An 18,848-nucleotide genomic window follows, 5' to 3' on the forward strand; every position below is an offset into this window, starting at 1 on the left:
TCAACCTCTTACGGATTGCTCGTTGGGATAGCCGGACATGAACCGGGCATTCAGGATCAGAACAAAGGACAGGATGGCACCAATCTGATGGGTGATCGCCACATGAAGCTGGGCTGCCTGCAACACGGTGGTAATGCCAAGAACGGCCTGTGCCAGCACCATGACAGCGACCAGAGAAAACGCCAGTCGTGTATCCGCATGGGGGGACCGGCGCGATGCGCGCCAGACGATCAGGACAAACACCACCACCAGATAGCCCACCATCCGGTGCATGAACTGAACCAACCCGGCATTTTCAAAGAAATTTCGCCAGATCGGTGAGATTTCAAACGCATCAGGCGGAAAAATCTGTCCTGCCATCCAGGGCCAGTCCACAAAGCTGCGGCCAGCATCAATACCCGCCACCAGAGCGCCCAGCAGGATTTGCAGGAACGCAAGATGTAACAGCCCGGTGGACAGACCCCAGAGCTTCCCCTCACGCGCACGACGCGCCGTCATCAGCTTGGCGGCATCGCGCCCAAGGGAAAGAAGATACCATGAAATCAGCCCAAGGATCAGAAAGGCAAGCCCGAGATGGATCGCCAGACGGTAAGCCGCCACATCCACCCGTTCCCCAGTCAGCCCCGAGGACACCATCCACCAGCCGATTGCCCCCTGCAGCCCGCCAAGGGCACCAAGCCCAAGAAAACGAGGCACCCAGCCGGCGGGAATGGATTTCGTAACCAGCAAAAGCAGAAAACCAACAGCCCAGACCAGACCAATAAAACGGCCCAGCTGACGGTGCCCCCATTCCCACCAGTAGATCTCTTTGAATGCGGCCAGATCCATATGGCTGTTTTGCAGCTTGAACTCCGGGATCTTCTGGTATTTCTCGAACTCCGCACTCCATGCGGCCTCGGACATCGGAGGGAAGGCGCCGGTGATCGGCGCCCATTCGGTGATCGAAAGCCCCGAATCCGTCAGTCGGGTCAGCCCGCCGACCACAACCATTGCCGCCACCAGGACAAACAGCATCGCCAACCAGATCCGAACCAGACGACGGTTTCCGCCCGAAGCACCGCCACGATCAATGCCGCCGGTGCGGGCTTCGGGCTTGGCGCCCTGTTCGCTCACGTCTTCGAATATGCTGCGGGGCTTGGGCATGTTGAGTTCTCCTTGATCTGGCGATTGGGGCCGGTCGCGAGTTTGCGCGATACTCCTTTATGTAAACCGGAAAGTGAAGAGCGAAAGCACGGCGGCGTTCTCTGGCCCTGTCATCTGGCCCTGTTCGAAATTCCACCCATTTCACCGCCAACAGCCGGGCTTTTGGTTGCCCCCCGCACCTCGCCGATGATATAGAGGGACGATCAAGATATTGTGTGAAACGCACCAGAACGGCGGACAACGTGAGCGATACTCCCGAAAATCCTGAAAACACAGGCGAAATTCCCCCTGAACGCCCCATCTATGACGGGCCGCAGATCTCAATCGAAGAGGAGATGAAGACCTCCTATCTCGACTATGCGATGTCGGTCATTGTCAGTCGGGCGATCCCGGATCTGCGCGATGGGTTGAAGCCGGTTCATCGGCGCATTCTTTATGCAATGCATGAAACCGGCAACAGCCATGACAAGCCTTATCGCAAGTCGGCCCGCCCGGTTGGCGACACGATGGGGAAATACCACCCGCATGGGGATTCAGCGATCTATGACGCCTTGGTGCGGATGGCACAGCCGTTCTCCATGTCTCTGCCGCTTCTGGATGGTCAGGGCAACTTCGGGTCGATGGACGGCGATAACCCGGCGGCAATGCGCTATACCGAAGTGCGGATGGACAAGCCCTCGGCTTCACTGCTGGCGGATATCGAAAAAGATACGGTGGATTTCACCGATAACTACGACGGAAAAGACCTGGAACCCACTGTTTTACCTGCACGTTTTCCAAACATGCTGGTCAATGGTGCTGGCGGGATTGCGGTCGGTATGGCCACCAATATCCCCCCACATAACCTGGGCGAGGTAATCGACGGCACCCTGGCGCTGATCGAGAACCCTGATCTTTCTTCCGAAGGGTTGATGGAATATATCCCCGGACCGGATTTCCCGACCGGTGGCATCATGCTGGGCCGTTCCGGCGCCCGCAAAGCCTATACCGAAGGGCGCGGGAGCGTGATTGTCCGGGCAAAATCGCGTATCGAGGAGATCAGGAAAGATCGCTACGCCATTGTTCTGGATGAGATTCCCTATCAGGTGAACAAGGCGACGCTGATTGAGAAAATTGCCGAAGGCGTGCGCGACAAGCGGCTTGAGGGCATTTCCTCGGTCCAGGATGAATCCGACCGGATTGGTGTGCGCGTTGTGGTCGAGCTGAAACGCGACGCGACCCCCGAAGTGGTGCTGAATCAGCTGTTCCGTTACACGCAGATGCAAACCTCGTTCGGGTGCAACATGCTCGCGCTGAACGGCGGTCGCCCGGAACAGCTCACCCTGCGCGATTTCTTGAGCCATTTCATCACTTTCCGCGAGGAAGTTGTCACCCGGCGCACCGCGTTTGAACTGCGCAAAGCACGCGAGCGCAGCCATATCCTCTGCGGTCTGGCCGTTGCAGTTTCCAATGTGGATGAGGTGGTTGCCACCATCCGCGCCTCGCAGGATCCCGCAGATGCCCGCGAAAAACTGATGACCCGCCGCTGGCCCGCCCATGACATCGCGGAATATATTCAGCTGATCGACGATCCGACCCACAAGATGAACGAGGACGGCACCTATAACCTGTCGGAAACGCAGGCCCGCGCCATTCTGGAACTGCGCCTGCAACGCCTGACGGCCATGGGTGTGAAAGAGGTCACGGACGAACTTCAGGAACTTGCCGCAAAGATCCGGGATTATTTGGATATTCTGCGGTCTCGTGAACGGATCATGTCGATTATTTCTGGTGAGTTGACCGAGGTGCGCAATCAATTTGCCGTGCCGCGCCGCACCGAGATTGTCGACTGGTCGGGCGATATGGACGACGAGGATCTGATTGAACGCGAAGACATGGTGGTCACGATCACCGCGTCCGGTTGGGCCAAACGCACCCCTCTTGCCGACTTCCGAGCTCAAAAGCGGGGCGGCAAAGGTCTGTCGGGAATGCAGACCAAAGACGAGGACGTGATCACCAACCTCTTTGTTGCCAACACCCATACGCAGCTCCTGTTTTTCACCGATGATGGCATGGCCTACAAGCTGAAGACCTGGCGTTTGCCGCAGGGCGGCCGCACGGCGAAAGGCAAACCGCTGGTCAACATCCTGCCGATCCCAACCGGAGTATCGATCGCCGCAATCATGCCGGTGGATCGGGATGAAAAGGAATGGGACGACCTGCAGGTGATCTTTGCCACGTCCAAAGGATCCGTGCGTCGCAACCGCCTGTCGGACTTCACCAATGTGAAGGCAAATGGCAAAATTGCGATGAAGTTTGAAGGCGACGACGAAGGCACCCGCCTGATCAACGCGCGAATTTGTGATGAGAATGATGACGTTATGCTCGTTACCTCATCCAGTCGCGCCATTCGGTTCCCGGTCACGGATGTGCGCGTTTTCAATTCACGCAGCTCAACCGGTGTGCGGGGGATCAAGCTGGTCAATGAAGGGGATGAAGTGGTCTCGATGTCGGTGATCCGTCACTTTGACGCCACCCCGGACGAACGCAACGCCTTTATCAAACGGTTCCGGACCGAACTGGGGGCGGATGAAAGCGATGCCGGAGAAGAGCTTTCTGGTGACCTGTCTGAAGAGCGGTATCAGGAAATGCTGGCTGCCAATGACCTTCTGGTCACGCTGACTGAAGGCGGGACTGGCAATCTGACCTCATCCCATGATTACCGCGTCAGCGGCCGTGGTGGCCAGGGTGTTGGCGCGATGAAAGGTGGCAATATCGTTGCCTGTTTCCCGGTCGAGATCAGCGATCAGATCATGCTCGCAACCTCGAAAGGCCAATCCATTCGCTGCCCGGTCAACGGGATTTCCTTCCGCTCGCGGGCTGCGGGTGGTGTGAAAGTGTTCAACACCGGCAAGGGCGAAAGCGTCGTATCGGTGGCACGGGTTGTGGAAAGCGACGACGAGGAGGTTCAGGTGGATACGCCTGCGCCCCACGAATCTCAGCCCGATGAGGCACAATCCGGCGACCTGTCGTAAGAATCCGGCTGGGTTGCCCCGGCCCTTCACACCAAGCGCGGGCCGTTTCGCCAAAAAATAAGACCGGCACAGGTTTTCACCTGATGCCGGTTTTCTTATTCCCCCCCTTTCCACGCAGCCCTCTCTAGCCCAAAGCGTTTCGCGAAGACTTGCCGCAAAAGTTTGGCGCGAAACGCAGGGAATCTGTGTTGCGTTTCTCACACGCGATGCAAGATTTATGTTTCATTTCCATATGGATGGTTCTCCACATGACCAATCTTCTCTAAAGGAAGCGGGAAAGACATTGAGGATAACATGAAACACACAATCGCAATCACCGCCCTTGCCATCCTTGGGACACTGGGGGCCGCTCATGCGAGCAGTCTTGGGAATGCCGAAACCGAGCCGACCGTAGACGTCGTGCTTGAAGAGACAGATCTGCTGACCTACGGCCAGTTCAAATTTGAAACCACGATCTTCGACGAAGCATCTCTGACCTCTCTGACAGGAGCAATGGATCTTGATTTCGGTCGCATCGAGGCGTCGATTGATGGCAGCTCGCTCATGTTCTTCGGTGTGGAGAAAGAAAGCATCCTGACCGGCAAACTGGCCTTCGAAGTTGTAGAGGGGGCAGCTCTCTATGTTCATGGCAGCACATTTTCCGGAGAAACCGCCAAAGGTTTTGGTGCGGATTACCAGAATGATCGCTTCGGCATCAGCTTTCAGCAAAACACGATCAACGAAACCGACGCGAACATTTTCTCGGGCCTTTTCAATATCAACGACCGCACAACGATTTTTGGATCCGCCACATCGGTTGAGGATTTCAACCTCCAGTCCGTTGGTGGGCGTTTCGACAACGGTTCCTTTGGGGTTGCTGCCATGACCATTTGGGGGGAAGGGTTTGAAGACGGGTTCAGCTCGCTTGCGGCCACCTATCAGATTCGTCCGAATATTGGTCTGGCTGCCTCGGTTCAAACCACCAACGAAGACTGGTTTGACAACGGTTTCTTTAATCTTGGCGCAACTCTCGACCTGAACAAACATGTCGCCATGGAAGCCTATTACGCCAAGGGCCTGTCTAAAAAAGACAGCTTCGGCTTTGAACTTGTCGTTCAGACCGGTGGTACGCGCAAACGCGTGATCGATCAGGTGATCGAGCTGAACAAAAGCGCCCTTGGCGTATCCGGTGTGGATTTCGGAGCAAGTGGTATCAGCCAGACCAATGGTCCGGCTTTTGGCGGCCTGCTTCTGTTCAACCCGACCTGATCAGGTTCGCACGAAAAAACAAAGTTCCAGACACCCGCCGCATCCTTCGGCGGGTGTTTTTACATCAGGACAAGATGCAAGGCTTGCCCCCCCCCCAACACGCCTCTATATCCCCAACATGACTGACAAAACACTTCATATCGTGGGTGGCGGCATGGCCGGGTCCGAAGCCGCCTGGCAAGCAGCCCAAATGGGCGTGGATGTGGTGATCCACGAAATGCGCCCAAAGGTGGAAACCTTCGCCCATCGCACGGGCGATTTTGCCGAAATGGTTTGCTCCAACTCGTTCCGCTCCGACGATGATGAACAAAACGCCGTCGGTCTTCTGCATTGGGAAATGCGCCAGGCCGGCGGGCTGATCATGTCCACGGCCGACAAACACCGCCTGCCAGCCGGGGGCGCCCTGGCCGTTGACCGTGATCCTTTTGCGGCCGATGTAACCGCCCAGTTGCGCGCATTGCCCAACATTTCCGTGGAATATGGTGAGATCACCTCGCTCCCCACTGAGGGAAACTGGATTTTCGCCACCGGCCCGCTCACATCCCCTGCCCTTGGCGAAGCGATTGCCCATGAGACCGGCACCGACCGGCTGGCCTTTTTCGATGCCATCGCACCGATTGTCTATGCTGACAGCGTAGACATGAATGTGGCCTGGCTGCAGTCCCGCTACGACAAGGGCGAGACGGAAGAAGAGCAGAAAGCCTATCTCAATTGTCCGATGACAAAAGACCAGTATGAGGCGTTCATCGACGCCCTTCTGGCCGCGGACAAGACCGAGTTTCACGAAGGTGAAACCGCCACCTATTTCGACGGATGCCTACCGATTGAAGTGATGGCAGAGCGCGGACGCGACACGCTGCGTTTTGGTCCGATGAAACCAATTGGCCTCACCAATGCACACAAACCCGACGAGAAAGCCTATGCTGTGGTTCAGCTTCGCCGGGATAACACCTTGGGAACGCTTTATAATATCGTTGGTTTTCAAACCAAGATGAAATATGGTGCGCAGACCGAAGTCTTCAAGATGATCCCGGGGCTTGAAAATGCCAGCTTCGCCCGTTTGGGAGGCATCCACCGCAACACATTCATGAATTCTCCCACATTGCTCGACAATCAGATGCGCCTGAAATCGCGCCCCAACCTCAGGTTTGCCGGACAGGTGACCGGCGTCGAAGGCTATGTGGAAAGCGCGGCCATGGGGTTGCTCGCCGGCCGTCTGGCCGCTGCCGAAATCCTCGGATTGGACCTTCCAACCGTTCCACAGGATACCGCAATGGGCGCGCTTATCCACCATATTACCGGTGGGGCCGAGGCCAAAACATTCCAGCCAATGAACGTCAATTTTGGCCTGTTTCGCCCGGTGGACGGCCTGAAAAGCGGACGGCGCGGCCGCAAGGATCGCTACAAAGCCTATACAGATCGGGCGAAAGAAAAATGGACAGACTGGCTTTCAAACTTCTCGTAAGAACGTGACGTAAGTGACTGATTTTATAATACGTTTTGCGCCCAGCCCAACCGGCCCCCTACATCTGGGTCATGCCTATTCTGCCCTGCTTGCCCATGATGTGGCCCGCGCAAATGATGGGAATTTCTTCCTTCGGATCGAAGATATCGACAGCACGCGGGCACGGGCCCATTGGGAAGAACAGATCTATGAAGATCTCAACTGGTTGGGGATCACCTGGGATGCCGAGCCGATACGCCAGTCAGATCGCCTTCCCGCTTATCAAACGGCGCTCGACACCTTGTGGAAACGCGGCCTGATTTATCCCTGCACCTGCTCACGTAAAGACATCCTTGCCGCCGGCTCCGCCCCTCAGGAGGGCGCGCCCCCCACATTTGGTCCGGACGGGCTGATCTATCCGGGCACCTGCCGCCGCAAGCCGCGGCCCGATGTTAGGCCCGAAGGCACGGCGTTGCGCCTGGACATAAGCCGCGCCGTTGACCTCCTCACCCAGGCAGGCGAGAGCAGACTGCATTTTACCGAAACCGCCGCTCGGGATTTAAATACTCAGGTTCCACTTCAGGATATGATCACAAATGTAGGAGACATCGTCCTGTCTCGTCGGGACTTTCTTGGGTCCTACCACCTTGCCGTGGTGCTCGATGACGCCGCCCAGGGCATTACCCACGTGATCCGGGGCGAAGATATCGCACCCGCCACCCAGATACACGTCCTGCTGCAAAAACTGCTCAACCTGCCCACCCCAACCTATTGCCACCACGGGCTGATCCGCGATGAGGCGGGCAAACGGCTCGCCAAGCGAGATGACGCGCGCGCCATCGCCAAATACCGAGAAGACGGTGCAACCCCGTTGGACATCCGCAAAATGGTCGGGCTCTGAAAACCCGCCCCCCTTTTTCTTGCCAAAAATACCTCGGGGGTCCGGGGGCAGCGCCCCCGGCCGGTTGTTGCAATCACACCTCCGGTGCCATCAACTCAACCTGTTGTCCCTCACGCACCGCCGTATAGAAACACGAACGCCGATTGGTGTGACAGGCCGGGCCTGTTTGACGGACCATCACCAGAAGACAATCCTTGTCGCAATCGAAACGAAAATCCACCAACTCCTGCACGTGACCTGAGCTTTCCCCCTTGACCCAGAAGGATTGCCGCGATCGCGACCAATAGGTCACCTTCCCGCTCTCCAGCGTGCGTTCAACCGCTTCTTGGTTCATCCAGGCCATCATCAGAACGTCACCAGATACCGCATCCTGAGCAATTGCCGGCACCAACCCGCGTTCGTCGTATTTCAAAGCTTTCGCGTCGAATTGCATGGCCCGTCCTTTCCATTTTTTGTTCAGCCTCTTATGTAAGGGGCTGCACGGCCCGACACCACCACACGTTTCAATGCATTTGCGTCAGAAAGCAGAAAAATGAGCGACAGCGACCTGATCAAACTCTATTCAAAACAGATCCTCGCATTGGCATCGCAGATCCCTCATGTCGGACAGCTGACCACACCGGAAGGCGAAGCCAAGGTGCGCTCGCCGCTCTGCGGATCAACCGTGTCTGCGCAGGTGGTCATGAAAAATGGAAAGGTTGCTGACTTCGCCCAGAATGTCAAAGCCTGCGCCCTGGGACAAACCTCGGCAGCACTCCTCGGAAAAGTCGTGATCGGGTTGGAAATAGAGGTGATTCAACGCGGTCGTGACCAGCTGGCCGCCATGTTGCGCGATCAGGGCCCCGTCCCCGCCCCGCCCTTTGAGGGTTTCGAAGTCCTGATCCCAGCGCGGGATTACCGCAATCGCCACGCCTCAATTCTTCTCGCTTTTGATGCAGTGCTACAGGCGATCGAAAATTCTGCCGAAAGTTAACCGGATTTCAAAATTCGTTGGCTAGCACTGTTTTGTCCAACGGAGATGAAACGTGCTAGAAAACCAGAACTTCGCGGCAAATCCTTCAGCCCCTCCCTTACAACAAATATCCGAAGATGACCTGTCATTCCTTGCCGAAAAAGGATCAAGGCTTGCCCATGATATCGTGGACATTGCGGGATTTCTCTCTGATGTAGACGAGAAAAGCACGCTCCAGCTGAACTCGATCTCGGTCCTGTCTGCGCAGGCGCATGAGGTTGCAAACGCAAATCGTCACGTCAGAAGTACGATGCAAACCCTGCTGGAAAGCGCCCAGTCGACTTTGGCAACCGTGGAAGGGTCAACCGACAAAATCCGTCAAAGTGCGGAGCAGTCCAAAGATATCGCTGGATGGGTGAAAAACCTTTCAACACAGATGAGTGAAATGGCGGCGTCTCTTTCCTCTGTTCTGTCTGCAAATGAACAAATTGCAACCATCGCAGCTCAGGTCAATATTCTTGCGATCAATGCAAAGATCGAAGCTGCCCGCGCCGGGGACAAAGGCCGCGGCTTTGCAGTGGTCGCAGAAGCAATCAACGAACTGTCCGGCAAAACGGCCAAATCGGCGGCATTGATCTCGGAAAATGTCATCGGCCTTTCCGAACAGATCAACAAGCTCAATACAGAAACCAACCAGATCGAGGCAACGGCAGAAAAAGTGCTGGAAGACAGCCAGAAAACCGATACGGCAATGGGGCAGATTGCCGAGGCTGCACAGGCATCAAGCGCACAGACCGAAACAATTATGGTAGAAGCGGGAAAAGTCCGCGAAGCGGTCGATACCTTTCTGCCAACCTGTGCGCTGCTTGAAAGCTCGGTGCGCGAAACGGCGGCGGATGTGCATCTTGTCACCGAAAAGGCAAACACGCTGATCGACGCATCTGAAGGCATCGTGCAGTCCACGGTGGCATTGGGCGGAGAAACAGCGGATCGCCCCTACATTGAACGTGTGCGCAAAGACGCCATCCGCGTATCTGACCTCCTGAGCCACGCCGTGGCCTCTGGCCTAATCAGCGAAACAGACCTGTTTACCCGACGATATGTCAAAATTCCCGGCACCAATCCGCAGCAGGTCCGGGCACCTTTCACCGAACTGACCGACCGGCTATTGCCTGCAATCCTGGAAGACACTCTGAACAGCGACCCGGCCATTGTGTTCTGCGCCGCTGTGGACGATCAGGGGTATCTGCCCACTCATAATAAGAAGTTTTCACAGCCACAGAGGGACGACCCAGTCTGGAACACAGCCAATTGCCGAAACCGTATCATTTTCAATGATCGCGTGGGGTTGAAGGCCGGGCGATCAAAAGGTCCCTTCCTTTTACAAGTCTACCGTCGGGATATGGGCGGAGGTAAGTTTGTACTGATGAAAGATCTCTCCGCCCCTATTTTCGTAAATGGAAGACATTGGGGCGGGTTACGTTTGGGCTACAGGGTTTGATCGGAATTGCGAAAAGCGTACTCCCGATAAAAAAGCCGCCGCACTTCTTTTCAGAAGGCGGCGGTAGAATGCGGATCAGATCATTCCGGTCGTGGAGTGGGATAGAGGCAAACACTCCGGTTTGGGACAGGTGACGGGCAGTGAACCGTCTCAGCATCAAATTGGGACAGGATGCTGTACCGGGGGATCCGCAAGGCAGACAATGGTAATATCACACCAGTCCAGGCAGATGGAGAGACGCAAAAAGGATGATGACAAGAGAAACACACCCCATCAGATCCTGCAAAATCGTTGCGGATGACCGGGACAATACTTCCATAACCTGTTTCATCATAGCTGCTCCTCCTGCTCTCATCATGTGATATTAACCTTTGTTGCTATTTTGTTCCCACATCACACCCCTCATGTAAAGAACTTTTTGGGAACATTTGTGAACTTTTCATGAATAAATCACTAACCCACTGAAATCAAACGAATTGCCTGATCTTGCCGCATCAACCACAGAAGAACGCGCGCCGCATGGCCACGTTCAGTTTCCAAACCGGGGTCATTTGCCAGCAAAAGCCGCGCATCTTTTTGCGCCACCGCCATAAGTCCAGACTGATGCTCCAGATCGGCAACCCAGAACTGAGGAAGACCGGATTGAGCTGTCCCGATCAGATCCCCTGCCCCCCTCATTTCCAAGTCCGCTTCAGCGATCACAAAACCGTCCTCGGTATCTCGCATCGTCGCCAAACGCTTTTCGCCTCCTGCGGTCAACGGTGGCTGATACAACATCAGACAGGTCGAAGCAGCCTGGCCGCGCCCGACCCGACCTCGTAACTGGTGCAACTGGGCGAGGCCAAAATGCTCCGCCCCTTCAATCACCATGATCGTCGCATTGGGAACATCGACCCCCACCTCGATCACAGTTGTTGCCACAAGCACCTTCGTCTCACCGCGTTGGAACCGGGACATGGCCTGATCTTTCTCGGTCCCCGCCATTTGCCCATGCACCAGGCCGACATTGCCTTCCCCCAATGCCGCGCGCAGATGTTTGAACCTTTCTTCAGCTGCCGTCAGGTTCATGACTTCGCTTTCATCCACCAGAGGGCAGACCCAGTATGCCTGAGTGCCGGTCTCGATCGCGGATTGCAGTCGGGCCACCACTTCTTCCAGACGGCTGGACGGAACCAACACTGTCTTGATCGGTTTGCGACCCGGCGGTTTCTCATCCAGAACTGACACATCCATATCGCCATATTGGGCCAATGCCAGGCTTCTGGGGATAGGCGTTGCCGTCATCACCAACACGTCAGCCGCAATTCCTTTTTCCCCAAGCTGCATACGCTGCGCAACGCCGAACCGGTGCTGCTCATCCACAACAGAAAGCCTCAGATCATAAAATTTGACATCCTCCTGAAACACCGCGTGCGTGCCAACCAGAATATGAATGTCCCCACGCGCCAAGGCGTCAAGCTTTGCACGCCGTTCGCTCCCCTTGTCGCGCCCGGTCAGGATCTCAACAACCACACCTGCGTGCTCCGCCAATGGACGGATCCCCTGCAGATGTTGGCGTGCCAGAATTTCTGTCGGGGCCATCATGACACCCTGACCGCCGGCTTCGACCGCAATCAGCAACGCCAAAACCGCCACCAGAGTTTTCCCTGCCCCGACATCCCCCTGCAGCAGACGATTCATCCGGTTGCCGGATGCCATGTCCTCTGCGATTTCCTTCACCGCCCGAATTTGGGCCTTGGTTGGTTCATATGGAAGATGTTCAAGAACTCTGTTTTGCAGTGTACCCGTTGAAAGGCTGACCTGCCCCACACCCCGCCTCACTTTGGACCGGGCCAGCGCAAGCGTTAACTGATGTGCAAACAGTTCGTCATAAGCCAGACGACGCCGCGCGGCAGACAGAGGGGACAAATCATCCGGCCCGCTTGGGGCATGAGCTTGCCGCAACGCATCTTGCCAGTCAGGCCAATGCTCCTTTGCCTTCAACCCCGGATCAATCCATTCCTTGAGGACTGGCATACGCGACAAGACTTCTCCAACCGCCCGCAACATAAGTTTGGATGTGACCCCGGATGTCAGCCTGTAAACTGGTTCAAAATCGGGAATTTTACCAACTTCCGCTGGTGTCACGATGAAATCAGGATGTGCAATCTGCAACTGTCCGTCAAAAGCCTCGACTTTGCCGGAAACCACCCGTTTCTCACCAACTGGCAGCTGTTTGTTCAGCCAATCCCCATTTGCATGGAAAAAAACCAATGTGAAACTGGTCAGGGCATCACGGACCTCAACCCGATATGGGGCCTGTCTGCTGCGCCCCGGACGATGCGCCACCACCTCGATTTCAATTGTGGCCACTGTTCCCGGCTCAACCTCGGCAACCGAGGCACGAAACTTGCGATCCACACCTGAGTAAGGCAACGAAAACAACAAGTCGCGCGGGGCATCAATTTTCAACACGCCAAGAGCTTTTGCGGTTTTTGCACCGATTCCCCCCAGGCTTTCCAATTCAGAAAACAGAGGAAACAGGATTTCCGGGCGTGCAGTCATGTCATTTCCCCTCAATCAACGCCAGCCACGCATCCTCATCCAGAATTTCGACCCCCAAATCAGCGGCTTTTCGCGCCTTGGACCCGGCACCGGGACCGGCGACCAGAATATCGGTTTTTCCGGATACCGAACCCGAGACCTTTGCCCCCAATCCTTCGGCTCGGGACTTGGCTTCGGCTCGGGTCATTTTTTCTAATGTGCCTGTAAATACCACGGTTTTCCCGGCGACAGGGCTTTCAGACTGGGGCAATTCGGGGGGCAAGATGGACAAATGCCCAACCAACGCTTCGAAAACCTCTCGTTCTGCCGAGTTGGCAAACGCGTCGGACAAAGACAGGCCGACAGTGGCGCCGATTCCATCAATGCCGGTCAACTCATTCCAGGCGGTCACAGATTCTGATGGGACGTTACAGCCCGCGATGGCAGCGTCGCGCGCTGCCTTGATTCTGGCTCGGCGATTTTGTTGGCTGGCCTGACGCCTTTCGTCTTCTTCGGCCAGATCCGCCGCCCGATATGCCTGTGCTGCCAGGCGGGCCATATCTACCGTTTCGGAAAGGGCCTGCCAGGTGCGGAAGTGTATGGCCAGGTCACGCGCAGCGACTTCGCCAACATGACGGATCCCCAGTCCGAAGATCAATTTGGCCAGTGGGATAGAGCGTTTGGCCTCAATAGAGGCAAAGAGATTATTTGCCGAAACCTCTCCCCAGCCCTCCCGGTTTTTCAATTTCGAAAGACTGCCCGCATCACGGGTTTGTAAAGTAAATATCTGGTCCGGGCGCGTGATTGGCAGTGCATCATCCGCGTAGAACATTTCAATTTGCTTCGCCCCCAAACCATCAATGTCAAATGCACCTCGAGAGACAAAGTGTTTCAACTTTTCAATAGCTTGCGCCGGGCAAATAATCCCCCCTGTGCAGCGACGCACGGCATCTCCTTCTTCCCGGACGGCAGGAGAACCGCATTGCGGGCAGGTTTCGGGAAAGACGTAGGGCGTTGCTCCCTCGGGGCGTTTGCTCAGGTCAATATCAGACACTTTCGGGATCACATCCCCCGCCCGATACACTTGAACCCAGTCCCCTATGCGAATGTCCTTCCCGCCTCGGATTTCAGCCCCGTTATTGTCTTTACCTTTAATGTAGTCTTCATTGTGCAATGTTGCATTGGAAACCACCACGCCCCCCACGGTCACCGGGGCCAGTCGGGCGACCGGGCTCAGCGCACCAGTTCGCCCAACCTGAATGTCGATATTTTCCAATCGCGTCCATGCTTTTTCCGCGGGAAACTTATGCGCAATTGCCCATCGCGGCGTTGTGGACCGATACCCCAGGCGGGTCTGATATCCGAGGTCGTCCACTTTGTAGACCACCCCGTCGATATCATAGGCAAGCGTTGCCCGTTGCGCTTCGATCAATTGATAATGGCTTAACAGTTCTGCAACAGAGCTACAGGTCTTGGTCAGCGGATTGGTCTGAAATCCAAGTTCTGACAAGCGTTGGATTGCGTCACTTTGTGTGTGCGCCAAGGGCGAAGAACACTCTCCCCAGGCATAGGCAAAGAAACGCAACGGTCGTGACCGGGTAACGGTTTCATCAATCTGACGCAACGAACCTGCAGCGGCATTGCGCGGGTTGGCAAACACTTTTTCACCAAGCGCGCTCTGCCGCGCATTCAGGGCTTCGAAATCTGCATGTGACATGTAGACCTCGCCGCGAACCTCCAGGATATCCGGAGCACCGACCAAGGCATGCGGAATGTCGGGAATGGTCTTGGCATTGGCGGTGACGTTTTCGCCAATTTCTCCATCGCCACGTGTCGCGGCATAAATCAGTTCCCCATTCTCATAGCGCAACGACAGCGACAAACCGTCAATTTTGGGTTCGGCCGTGTAGCTCAGATCCGCATGGTTCTGCAGACCAAGAAACGACCGGATTCTGTCGTCAAACTCCGTTACATCCTCATCTGTGAAGGCATTTCCCAACGACATCATACGCTGCACATGGCGGATCTTTGAAAAACCGGTGGCTGGCTGAGCCCCCACCTTTTCACTTGGACTGTCAGTGCGTTTCAAACTGGGAAATCGGGTTTCAATCGCGCGGTTTCGTGTCTTGGCAGCATCATACTCCGCATCAGAAATTTCTGGGGCATCTTCCGTGTGGTATTTGATGTTGGCACGATTGAGCAGATCAGCAAGTCGTTTCAGTTCCTGCTTTGCTTGATCTTGTTCCAGATCCTGGACAGAAATTTTGGACAGGTCTGGTGTCATGGTTCAGCTCCGTGTTGATCTTATTTTCTCTCACTTAAAACGGAGCGACAACCAAGGTCCAGCTTCTTCCGGCAGGCACATACGGGCTCGACCAGAAAACTTAGGCTCAGGCCCCATTGATTTCGGACGTTTGGCATGTTTCACGATGCAAAAACCAAGCTGTGAACATGTGTGATCTCTTCTGGCTGACCGATGCGCAGATGGCACGTCTGGAGCCCTTCTTTCCGAAATCCCACGGCAAGCCTCGCGTTGACGACAGGCGCGTCTTGAGCGGGATTATTTTTATCAATTACAATGGCTTGCGCTGGCGGGACGCGCCGAAGGCGTACGTGCCACACAAGACTTTGTACAACCGTTGGAAGCGGTGGAGCAACAAAGGTATCTTCGCCCAAATGATGGTCGGCCTGGCGGCAGATCACGGCGAAGAAAAGACCGTCATGATCGATGCGACCTATCTGAAAGCCCATCGTACAGCGTCCAGTCTGGGCGTCAAAAAGGGGGGCGTGGACGCCTGATCACTGCCGGGCAGTGATCGAGATCATGTTCGCGCGTCTGAAGGATTGGCCGCGGGTCGCCACCCGATATGACAGATGCCCCAAAGTCTTCCCCTCGGCCATCGCTCTCGCCGCAACAGTTATGTTTTGGTTATGAGGCCTGAGCCTAGGGCGTAGACCGCCAATGGTGCCCAAAAAACAACGGCCAAGGGCGGTGCATCGGCCAGACAAAAGGCGGGTTGAATTCAAAGCTGCATCTGGTGTGCGATGGCAGTGGCTAGCCGGTTCATCTGCATCTGACCGCAGGCATAGAGCCGATATTACCCATGCGAATCAATGCCTTGAGCCATATATTGCCAGGGGAACCACCGTCATTGCAGACCGAGGTTACGACGCAAATCACCTGCGCGACTGGCTGAGCGACGCCAAGGCAACCGCCTGCATCCCACCGTGCAAGAACCGAAAAATCCAGTTCGAGTATGACACCGATCTCTCCAAAACCCGCAACATCGTCGAGCGCATGTTCAACCGACTGAAGGACTGGCGACAACTCAGCCTGCGAACATTTCGATGCCAACAAACCTTCTTGGTAGCAGCCCACATCGCCGCAACAGTCATTTGGCTCTTATGAGTCTACGCCCTAGGAAAGCGGAGGACCAGAGATGGCCATTAAGAGACCGAAGCCCGAAGAGATTGTCGTGAATTTACGGCAGGTTGAAGTTTTGATGGGGCAAGGCATGCCTCGGATAGATGCACTCAGACAGATCAGCGTGACTGAACAAACGTATTATCGCTGGAAGAAGAAGTACGGCAGAATGGGCATAGAACAACTCAAGGAACTGAAGCGACTGCAAAAAGAGAATGAACGCCTCCGGCGTGCAGTTTCTGACCTTACGCTGGATAAGTTGATCTTGAGGGAGGCCGCATCGGGAAACTTCTGAGACCCTCGCGCCGACGTGCCTGCATCGATCATATACGTAGCAAGGTGAAGGTTTCAAAACGACGGGTTTGCCGCGTTCTTGGCCAACACCGATCCACGCAACGTCGATTGCCGCATGGGCGTGCTGACGAAGAACGCTTGGTCGCGGACATGATTGAGCTGACGCGCCAGTACGGTCGATATGGCTATCGTCGGATCGCAGCCTTGTTGAGAGATGCTGGCAGGCAGGTGAATGACAAACGTGTGGAACGTCTGTGGCGACGTGAGGGGCTTAAAGTGCCAATGAAACAACCAAAGAAGGGGCGGCTCTGGTTCAATGATGGATCCTGTGTCCGGCTGCGTCCTGAGTATCGCAACCATGTCTGGTCGTACGACTTCGTGCATCAGCGGACAGAGGACGGTCGCGCCTTTAGGACGCTCAACATCTTGGACGAACACAGTCGGGAATGCCTGGCTATCCGGGTGAAGCGGAAGTTGAACTCGACCGAGGTCATCGACGCTCTGACGGACCTGTTCATTCTGCGCGGCGTGCCTGCCTACATTCGTTCAGACAACGGCCCGGAGTTCATCGCTGAGGCTGTCAGGGACTGGATCAAAGCCGTCGGAGCCAAGACTGCTTACATTGAGCCCGGATCGCCCAGGGAGAACGGATACTGTGAGAGCTTCAACGGGGACTATCCTGAATTTTGTGCTCTGGCGTGGTAGCTCAAGAATGAGGAGACCCACGTATGAGCATCGACAAAGACCTTTTGGACCAGCTGATGGATGGGCGTTCGCCCGGTGATCTGTTTGGTAAAGATGGCGTTCTGGCTGAATTGACGAAAGCGCTGGCGGAACGTGCCCTGAGTGCGGAATTGGACGATCATCTGACAGAAGACCGGTCTGATCCGCCGTCTGAAGGGGCAAACCAGCCGCCAAATCGGCGCAATGGCAGCAGCCAAAAGACGGTAACGACCGGCAGTGGCAAGGTTGTTCTGGACATTCCCCGCGACCGCAACGGCAGCTTCGATCCGCTGCTGATCGCCAAGTATCAGCGGCGGTTTTCCGAGTTCGACACCAAGATCATCAGCATGTATGCGCGCGGCATGACGACCCGGGAAATCCAGGGCCATATTGAGGAGATTTACGGCGTTGAGGCGTCCCCCAGCCTGATCTCGGCGATCACCGACGCTGTCATGGACGAGGTCACTGCCTGGCAGACCCGCCCGCTGGAACCGTGCTATCCGGTCGTGTTCATGGACGCGATCCGGGTCAAGATCCGCACCGATGGCGTGGTCATGAACAAGGCGGTCTTCGTCGCCCTGGCGATCCTCCCGGACGGTACGCGGGACGTTCTGGGGCTGTGGTTCCAGGCCAATGAAGGCGCCAAGTTCTGGGCCAAGGTTCTGAGCGATCTGCGCAATCGCGGTGTTCAGGACATCCTTATCGCCGTCGTTGATGGGCTCAAGGGCTTCCCCCAGGCCATCGAGGCCGCCTTCCCGCAGACCCAGGTCCAGACCTGCGTTCGGCATCGGTCTCGAACCGATGGCGACCAATGCCTCACTCCATCTTCTTCGCCATTCCATGAGCTTTGCCAGCTACAAGGACCGCAAGGCGGTCGCCACAGCGCTGAAGGCGATCTACACTGCCATCGACGCTCAAGCTGCCGAGACCGCGCTGGCCGAGTTCGAAGAAAGCGATCTGGCCGCCCGTTACCCGGCGATCGCGCCGAGCTGGCGGCGGGCCTGGAGCGAGGTTATCCCCTTCTTGGATTACCCGCCGGAGGTGCGCAGGCTGATCTACACCACCAACGCAATCGAGGCGCTGAACTCGAAAATCCGTCGAGCCGTCCGCACCCGGGGTCACTTCCCAAGCGATGAGGCAGCCGCAAAATTGATCTATCTGGCCCTGAATGCTACATCACAGGAGTGGAAGCGCTCCGTGCGTGAATGGCATGCAGTGAAAAGCCAGTTCGCGATCATGTTCGAGGAACGCTTCCCGATGACGTAACAAACGCGTCAGAGCACAAAATATCTGACAGTCTCCTTCAACGGGCGGATGAGAGACGAGCTGTTAAACGGCGAAATCTTCTACTCGCTTCAAGAAGCACAAATCATCATCGAAAGCTGGAACCTCTCGGTGAATGCTGGCATTCACCTGCCGGTCAGCGGGAAACATTACAACACCAAACGACCCCATAGTGCATTGGGCTACCGCCCACCTGCGCCAGAGGCCATCGTACCGATGGACCAAAGGCCGATCATGCACTAACTTGCAATATGGACCACTCAAGTGGGGCTGCTCAATCAGAACGAGGGAAGTTTCGGGTGGCAGGTCGGCGTCACTCCGCGATCGGGCACCAAACGCCGCAACAGGCGTTCAACAATATGACTTGGAAAATGGCCGCATAGGGTCAATAAAGCGT

Annotated in this window: 11 protein-coding genes and 4 pseudogenes; 11 read left to right on the forward strand and 4 right to left on the reverse strand. The window is 55.9% G+C overall.

The window, feature by feature from the left end; genetic code table 11:
• The gene (ctaA, locus tag AKJ29_RS15395; protein ID WP_055192315.1) at window positions 1-1,143 is read right to left on the reverse strand and encodes a heme A synthase; all 1,143 of its coding nucleotides are present in this window, start codon (window positions 1,141-1,143) and stop codon (window positions 1-3) included.
• 242 nt (window positions 1,144-1,385) lie between these two features.
• On the opposite strand from ctaA, the gene gyrA reads away from it, so the two are divergent.
• The 4 genes from gyrA to gluQRS all read left to right on the forward strand — a co-directional run bounded on the left by gyrA (window position 1,386) and on the right by gluQRS (window position 7,750).
• Entirely contained in the window at window positions 1,386-4,157 is a 2,772-nt protein-coding gene (gyrA, locus tag AKJ29_RS15400) for a DNA gyrase subunit A (protein ID WP_082392638.1), read from the forward strand.
• 294 nt (window positions 4,158-4,451) lie between these two features.
• Window positions 4,452-5,405, forward strand: coding sequence for a porin family protein (locus AKJ29_RS15405; RefSeq protein ID WP_055192319.1), 954 nt, complete (start codon window positions 4,452-4,454; stop codon window positions 5,403-5,405).
• Between the two features lie 118 nt (window positions 5,406-5,523).
• Complete coding sequence (gene trmFO / locus AKJ29_RS15410) at window positions 5,524-6,870, forward strand: methylenetetrahydrofolate--tRNA-(uracil(54)-C(5))-methyltransferase (FADH(2)-oxidizing) TrmFO (RefSeq protein ID WP_055192321.1); 1,347 nt, start codon at window positions 5,524-5,526, stop codon at window positions 6,868-6,870.
• A gap of 13 nt (window positions 6,871-6,883) precedes the next feature.
• Window positions 6,884-7,750: a tRNA glutamyl-Q(34) synthetase GluQRS gene (gene gluQRS / locus AKJ29_RS15415; RefSeq protein ID WP_175502309.1), complete on the forward strand. Its 867-nt coding sequence runs from the start codon at window positions 6,884-6,886 to the stop codon at window positions 7,748-7,750.
• Window positions 7,751-7,823: 73 nt separating this feature from the next.
• Here gluQRS and hisI read toward each other — a convergent pair whose 3' ends face one another.
• Window positions 7,824-8,183: a phosphoribosyl-AMP cyclohydrolase gene (hisI, locus tag AKJ29_RS15420; RefSeq protein WP_055192323.1), complete on the reverse strand. Its 360-nt coding sequence runs from the start codon at window positions 8,181-8,183 to the stop codon at window positions 7,824-7,826.
• A 99-nt stretch (window positions 8,184-8,282) separates the two neighbouring features.
• Between hisI and AKJ29_RS15425 the strand changes: the two genes are divergently transcribed.
• Both AKJ29_RS15425 and AKJ29_RS15430 read left to right on the forward strand, forming a co-directional pair.
• On the forward strand, window positions 8,283-8,723 hold the full coding sequence (locus AKJ29_RS15425) for an iron-sulfur cluster assembly scaffold protein (protein WP_055192326.1): 441 nt from the start codon (window positions 8,283-8,285) through the stop codon (window positions 8,721-8,723).
• 166 nt (window positions 8,724-8,889) lie between these two features.
• Window positions 8,890-10,203, forward strand: a complete 1,314-nt coding sequence (locus AKJ29_RS15430; RefSeq protein WP_235477609.1) for a methyl-accepting chemotaxis protein — start codon at window positions 8,890-8,892, stop codon at window positions 10,201-10,203.
• A 453-nt stretch (window positions 10,204-10,656) separates the two neighbouring features.
• On the opposite strand, the gene recG is transcribed toward AKJ29_RS15430, so the two are convergent.
• The gene (gene recG, locus AKJ29_RS15435) at window positions 10,657-12,747 is read right to left on the reverse strand and encodes an ATP-dependent DNA helicase RecG (protein ID WP_055192328.1); all 2,091 of its coding nucleotides are present in this window, start codon (window positions 12,745-12,747) and stop codon (window positions 10,657-10,659) included.
• 1 nt (window position 12,748) lies between these two features.
• Window positions 12,749-15,010 carry an NAD-dependent DNA ligase LigA gene (gene ligA, locus AKJ29_RS15440; protein WP_055192330.1) on the reverse strand — a complete coding sequence of 754 codons (2,262 nt, stop codon included), beginning with the start codon at window positions 15,008-15,010 and terminating at the stop codon, window positions 12,749-12,751.
• Window positions 15,011-15,177: 167 nt separating this feature from the next.
• Here ligA and AKJ29_RS15445 point away from each other — a divergent pair.
• The 5 genes and pseudogenes from AKJ29_RS15445 to AKJ29_RS15470 form a co-directional block, all read left to right on the forward strand.
• Window positions 15,178-15,661, forward strand: a pseudogene (locus AKJ29_RS15445) (transposase).
• A gap of 27 nt (window positions 15,662-15,688) precedes the next feature.
• Window positions 15,689-16,135, forward strand: coding sequence for a transposase (locus tag AKJ29_RS15450; protein WP_082392630.1), 447 nt, complete (start codon window positions 15,689-15,691; stop codon window positions 16,133-16,135).
• 31 nt (window positions 16,136-16,166) lie between these two features.
• Window positions 16,167-17,116 (forward strand): annotated as a pseudogene (locus tag AKJ29_RS18990) (IS3 family transposase); the annotation flags it as partial.
• 56 nt (window positions 17,117-17,172) lie between these two features.
• Window positions 17,173-18,433: pseudogene (locus AKJ29_RS15465) on the forward strand (IS256 family transposase).
• 33 nt (window positions 18,434-18,466) lie between these two features.
• Window positions 18,467-18,694: pseudogene (locus AKJ29_RS15470) on the forward strand (integrase core domain-containing protein); the annotation flags it as partial.
• Between the last annotated feature and the right edge of the window lie 154 nt (window positions 18,695-18,848).

It is taken from the genome of Aliiroseovarius crassostreae (assembly GCF_001307765.1).
Taxonomy (GTDB): domain Bacteria; phylum Pseudomonadota; class Alphaproteobacteria; order Rhodobacterales; family Rhodobacteraceae; genus Aliiroseovarius; species Aliiroseovarius crassostreae.

Bases quoted from the DNA above. Each gene is read 5' to 3' on its own strand.
- ctaA (WP_055192315.1), bottom strand. From the start codon at position 1,143: ATGCCCAAGCCCCGCAGCATATTCGAAGACGTGAGCGAACAGGGCGCC.
- AKJ29_RS15405 (WP_055192319.1), top strand. From the start codon at position 4,452: ATGAAACACACAATCGCAATCACCGCCCTTGCCATCCTTGGGACACTG.
- recG (WP_055192328.1), bottom strand. From the start codon at position 12,747: ATGACTGCACGCCCGGAAATCCTGTTTCCTCTGTTTTCTGAATTGGAA.
- hisI (WP_055192323.1), bottom strand. From the start codon at position 8,183: ATGCAATTCGACGCGAAAGCTTTGAAATACGACGAACGCGGGTTGGTG.
- AKJ29_RS15425 (WP_055192326.1), top strand. From the start codon at position 8,283: ATGAGCGACAGCGACCTGATCAAACTCTATTCAAAACAGATCCTCGCA.
- trmFO (WP_055192321.1), top strand. From the start codon at position 5,524: ATGACTGACAAAACACTTCATATCGTGGGTGGCGGCATGGCCGGGTCC.
- ligA (WP_055192330.1), bottom strand. From the start codon at position 15,010: ATGACACCAGACCTGTCCAAAATTTCTGTCCAGGATCTGGAACAAGAT.
- AKJ29_RS15450 (WP_082392630.1), top strand. From the start codon at position 15,689: ATGGTGCCCAAAAAACAACGGCCAAGGGCGGTGCATCGGCCAGACAAA.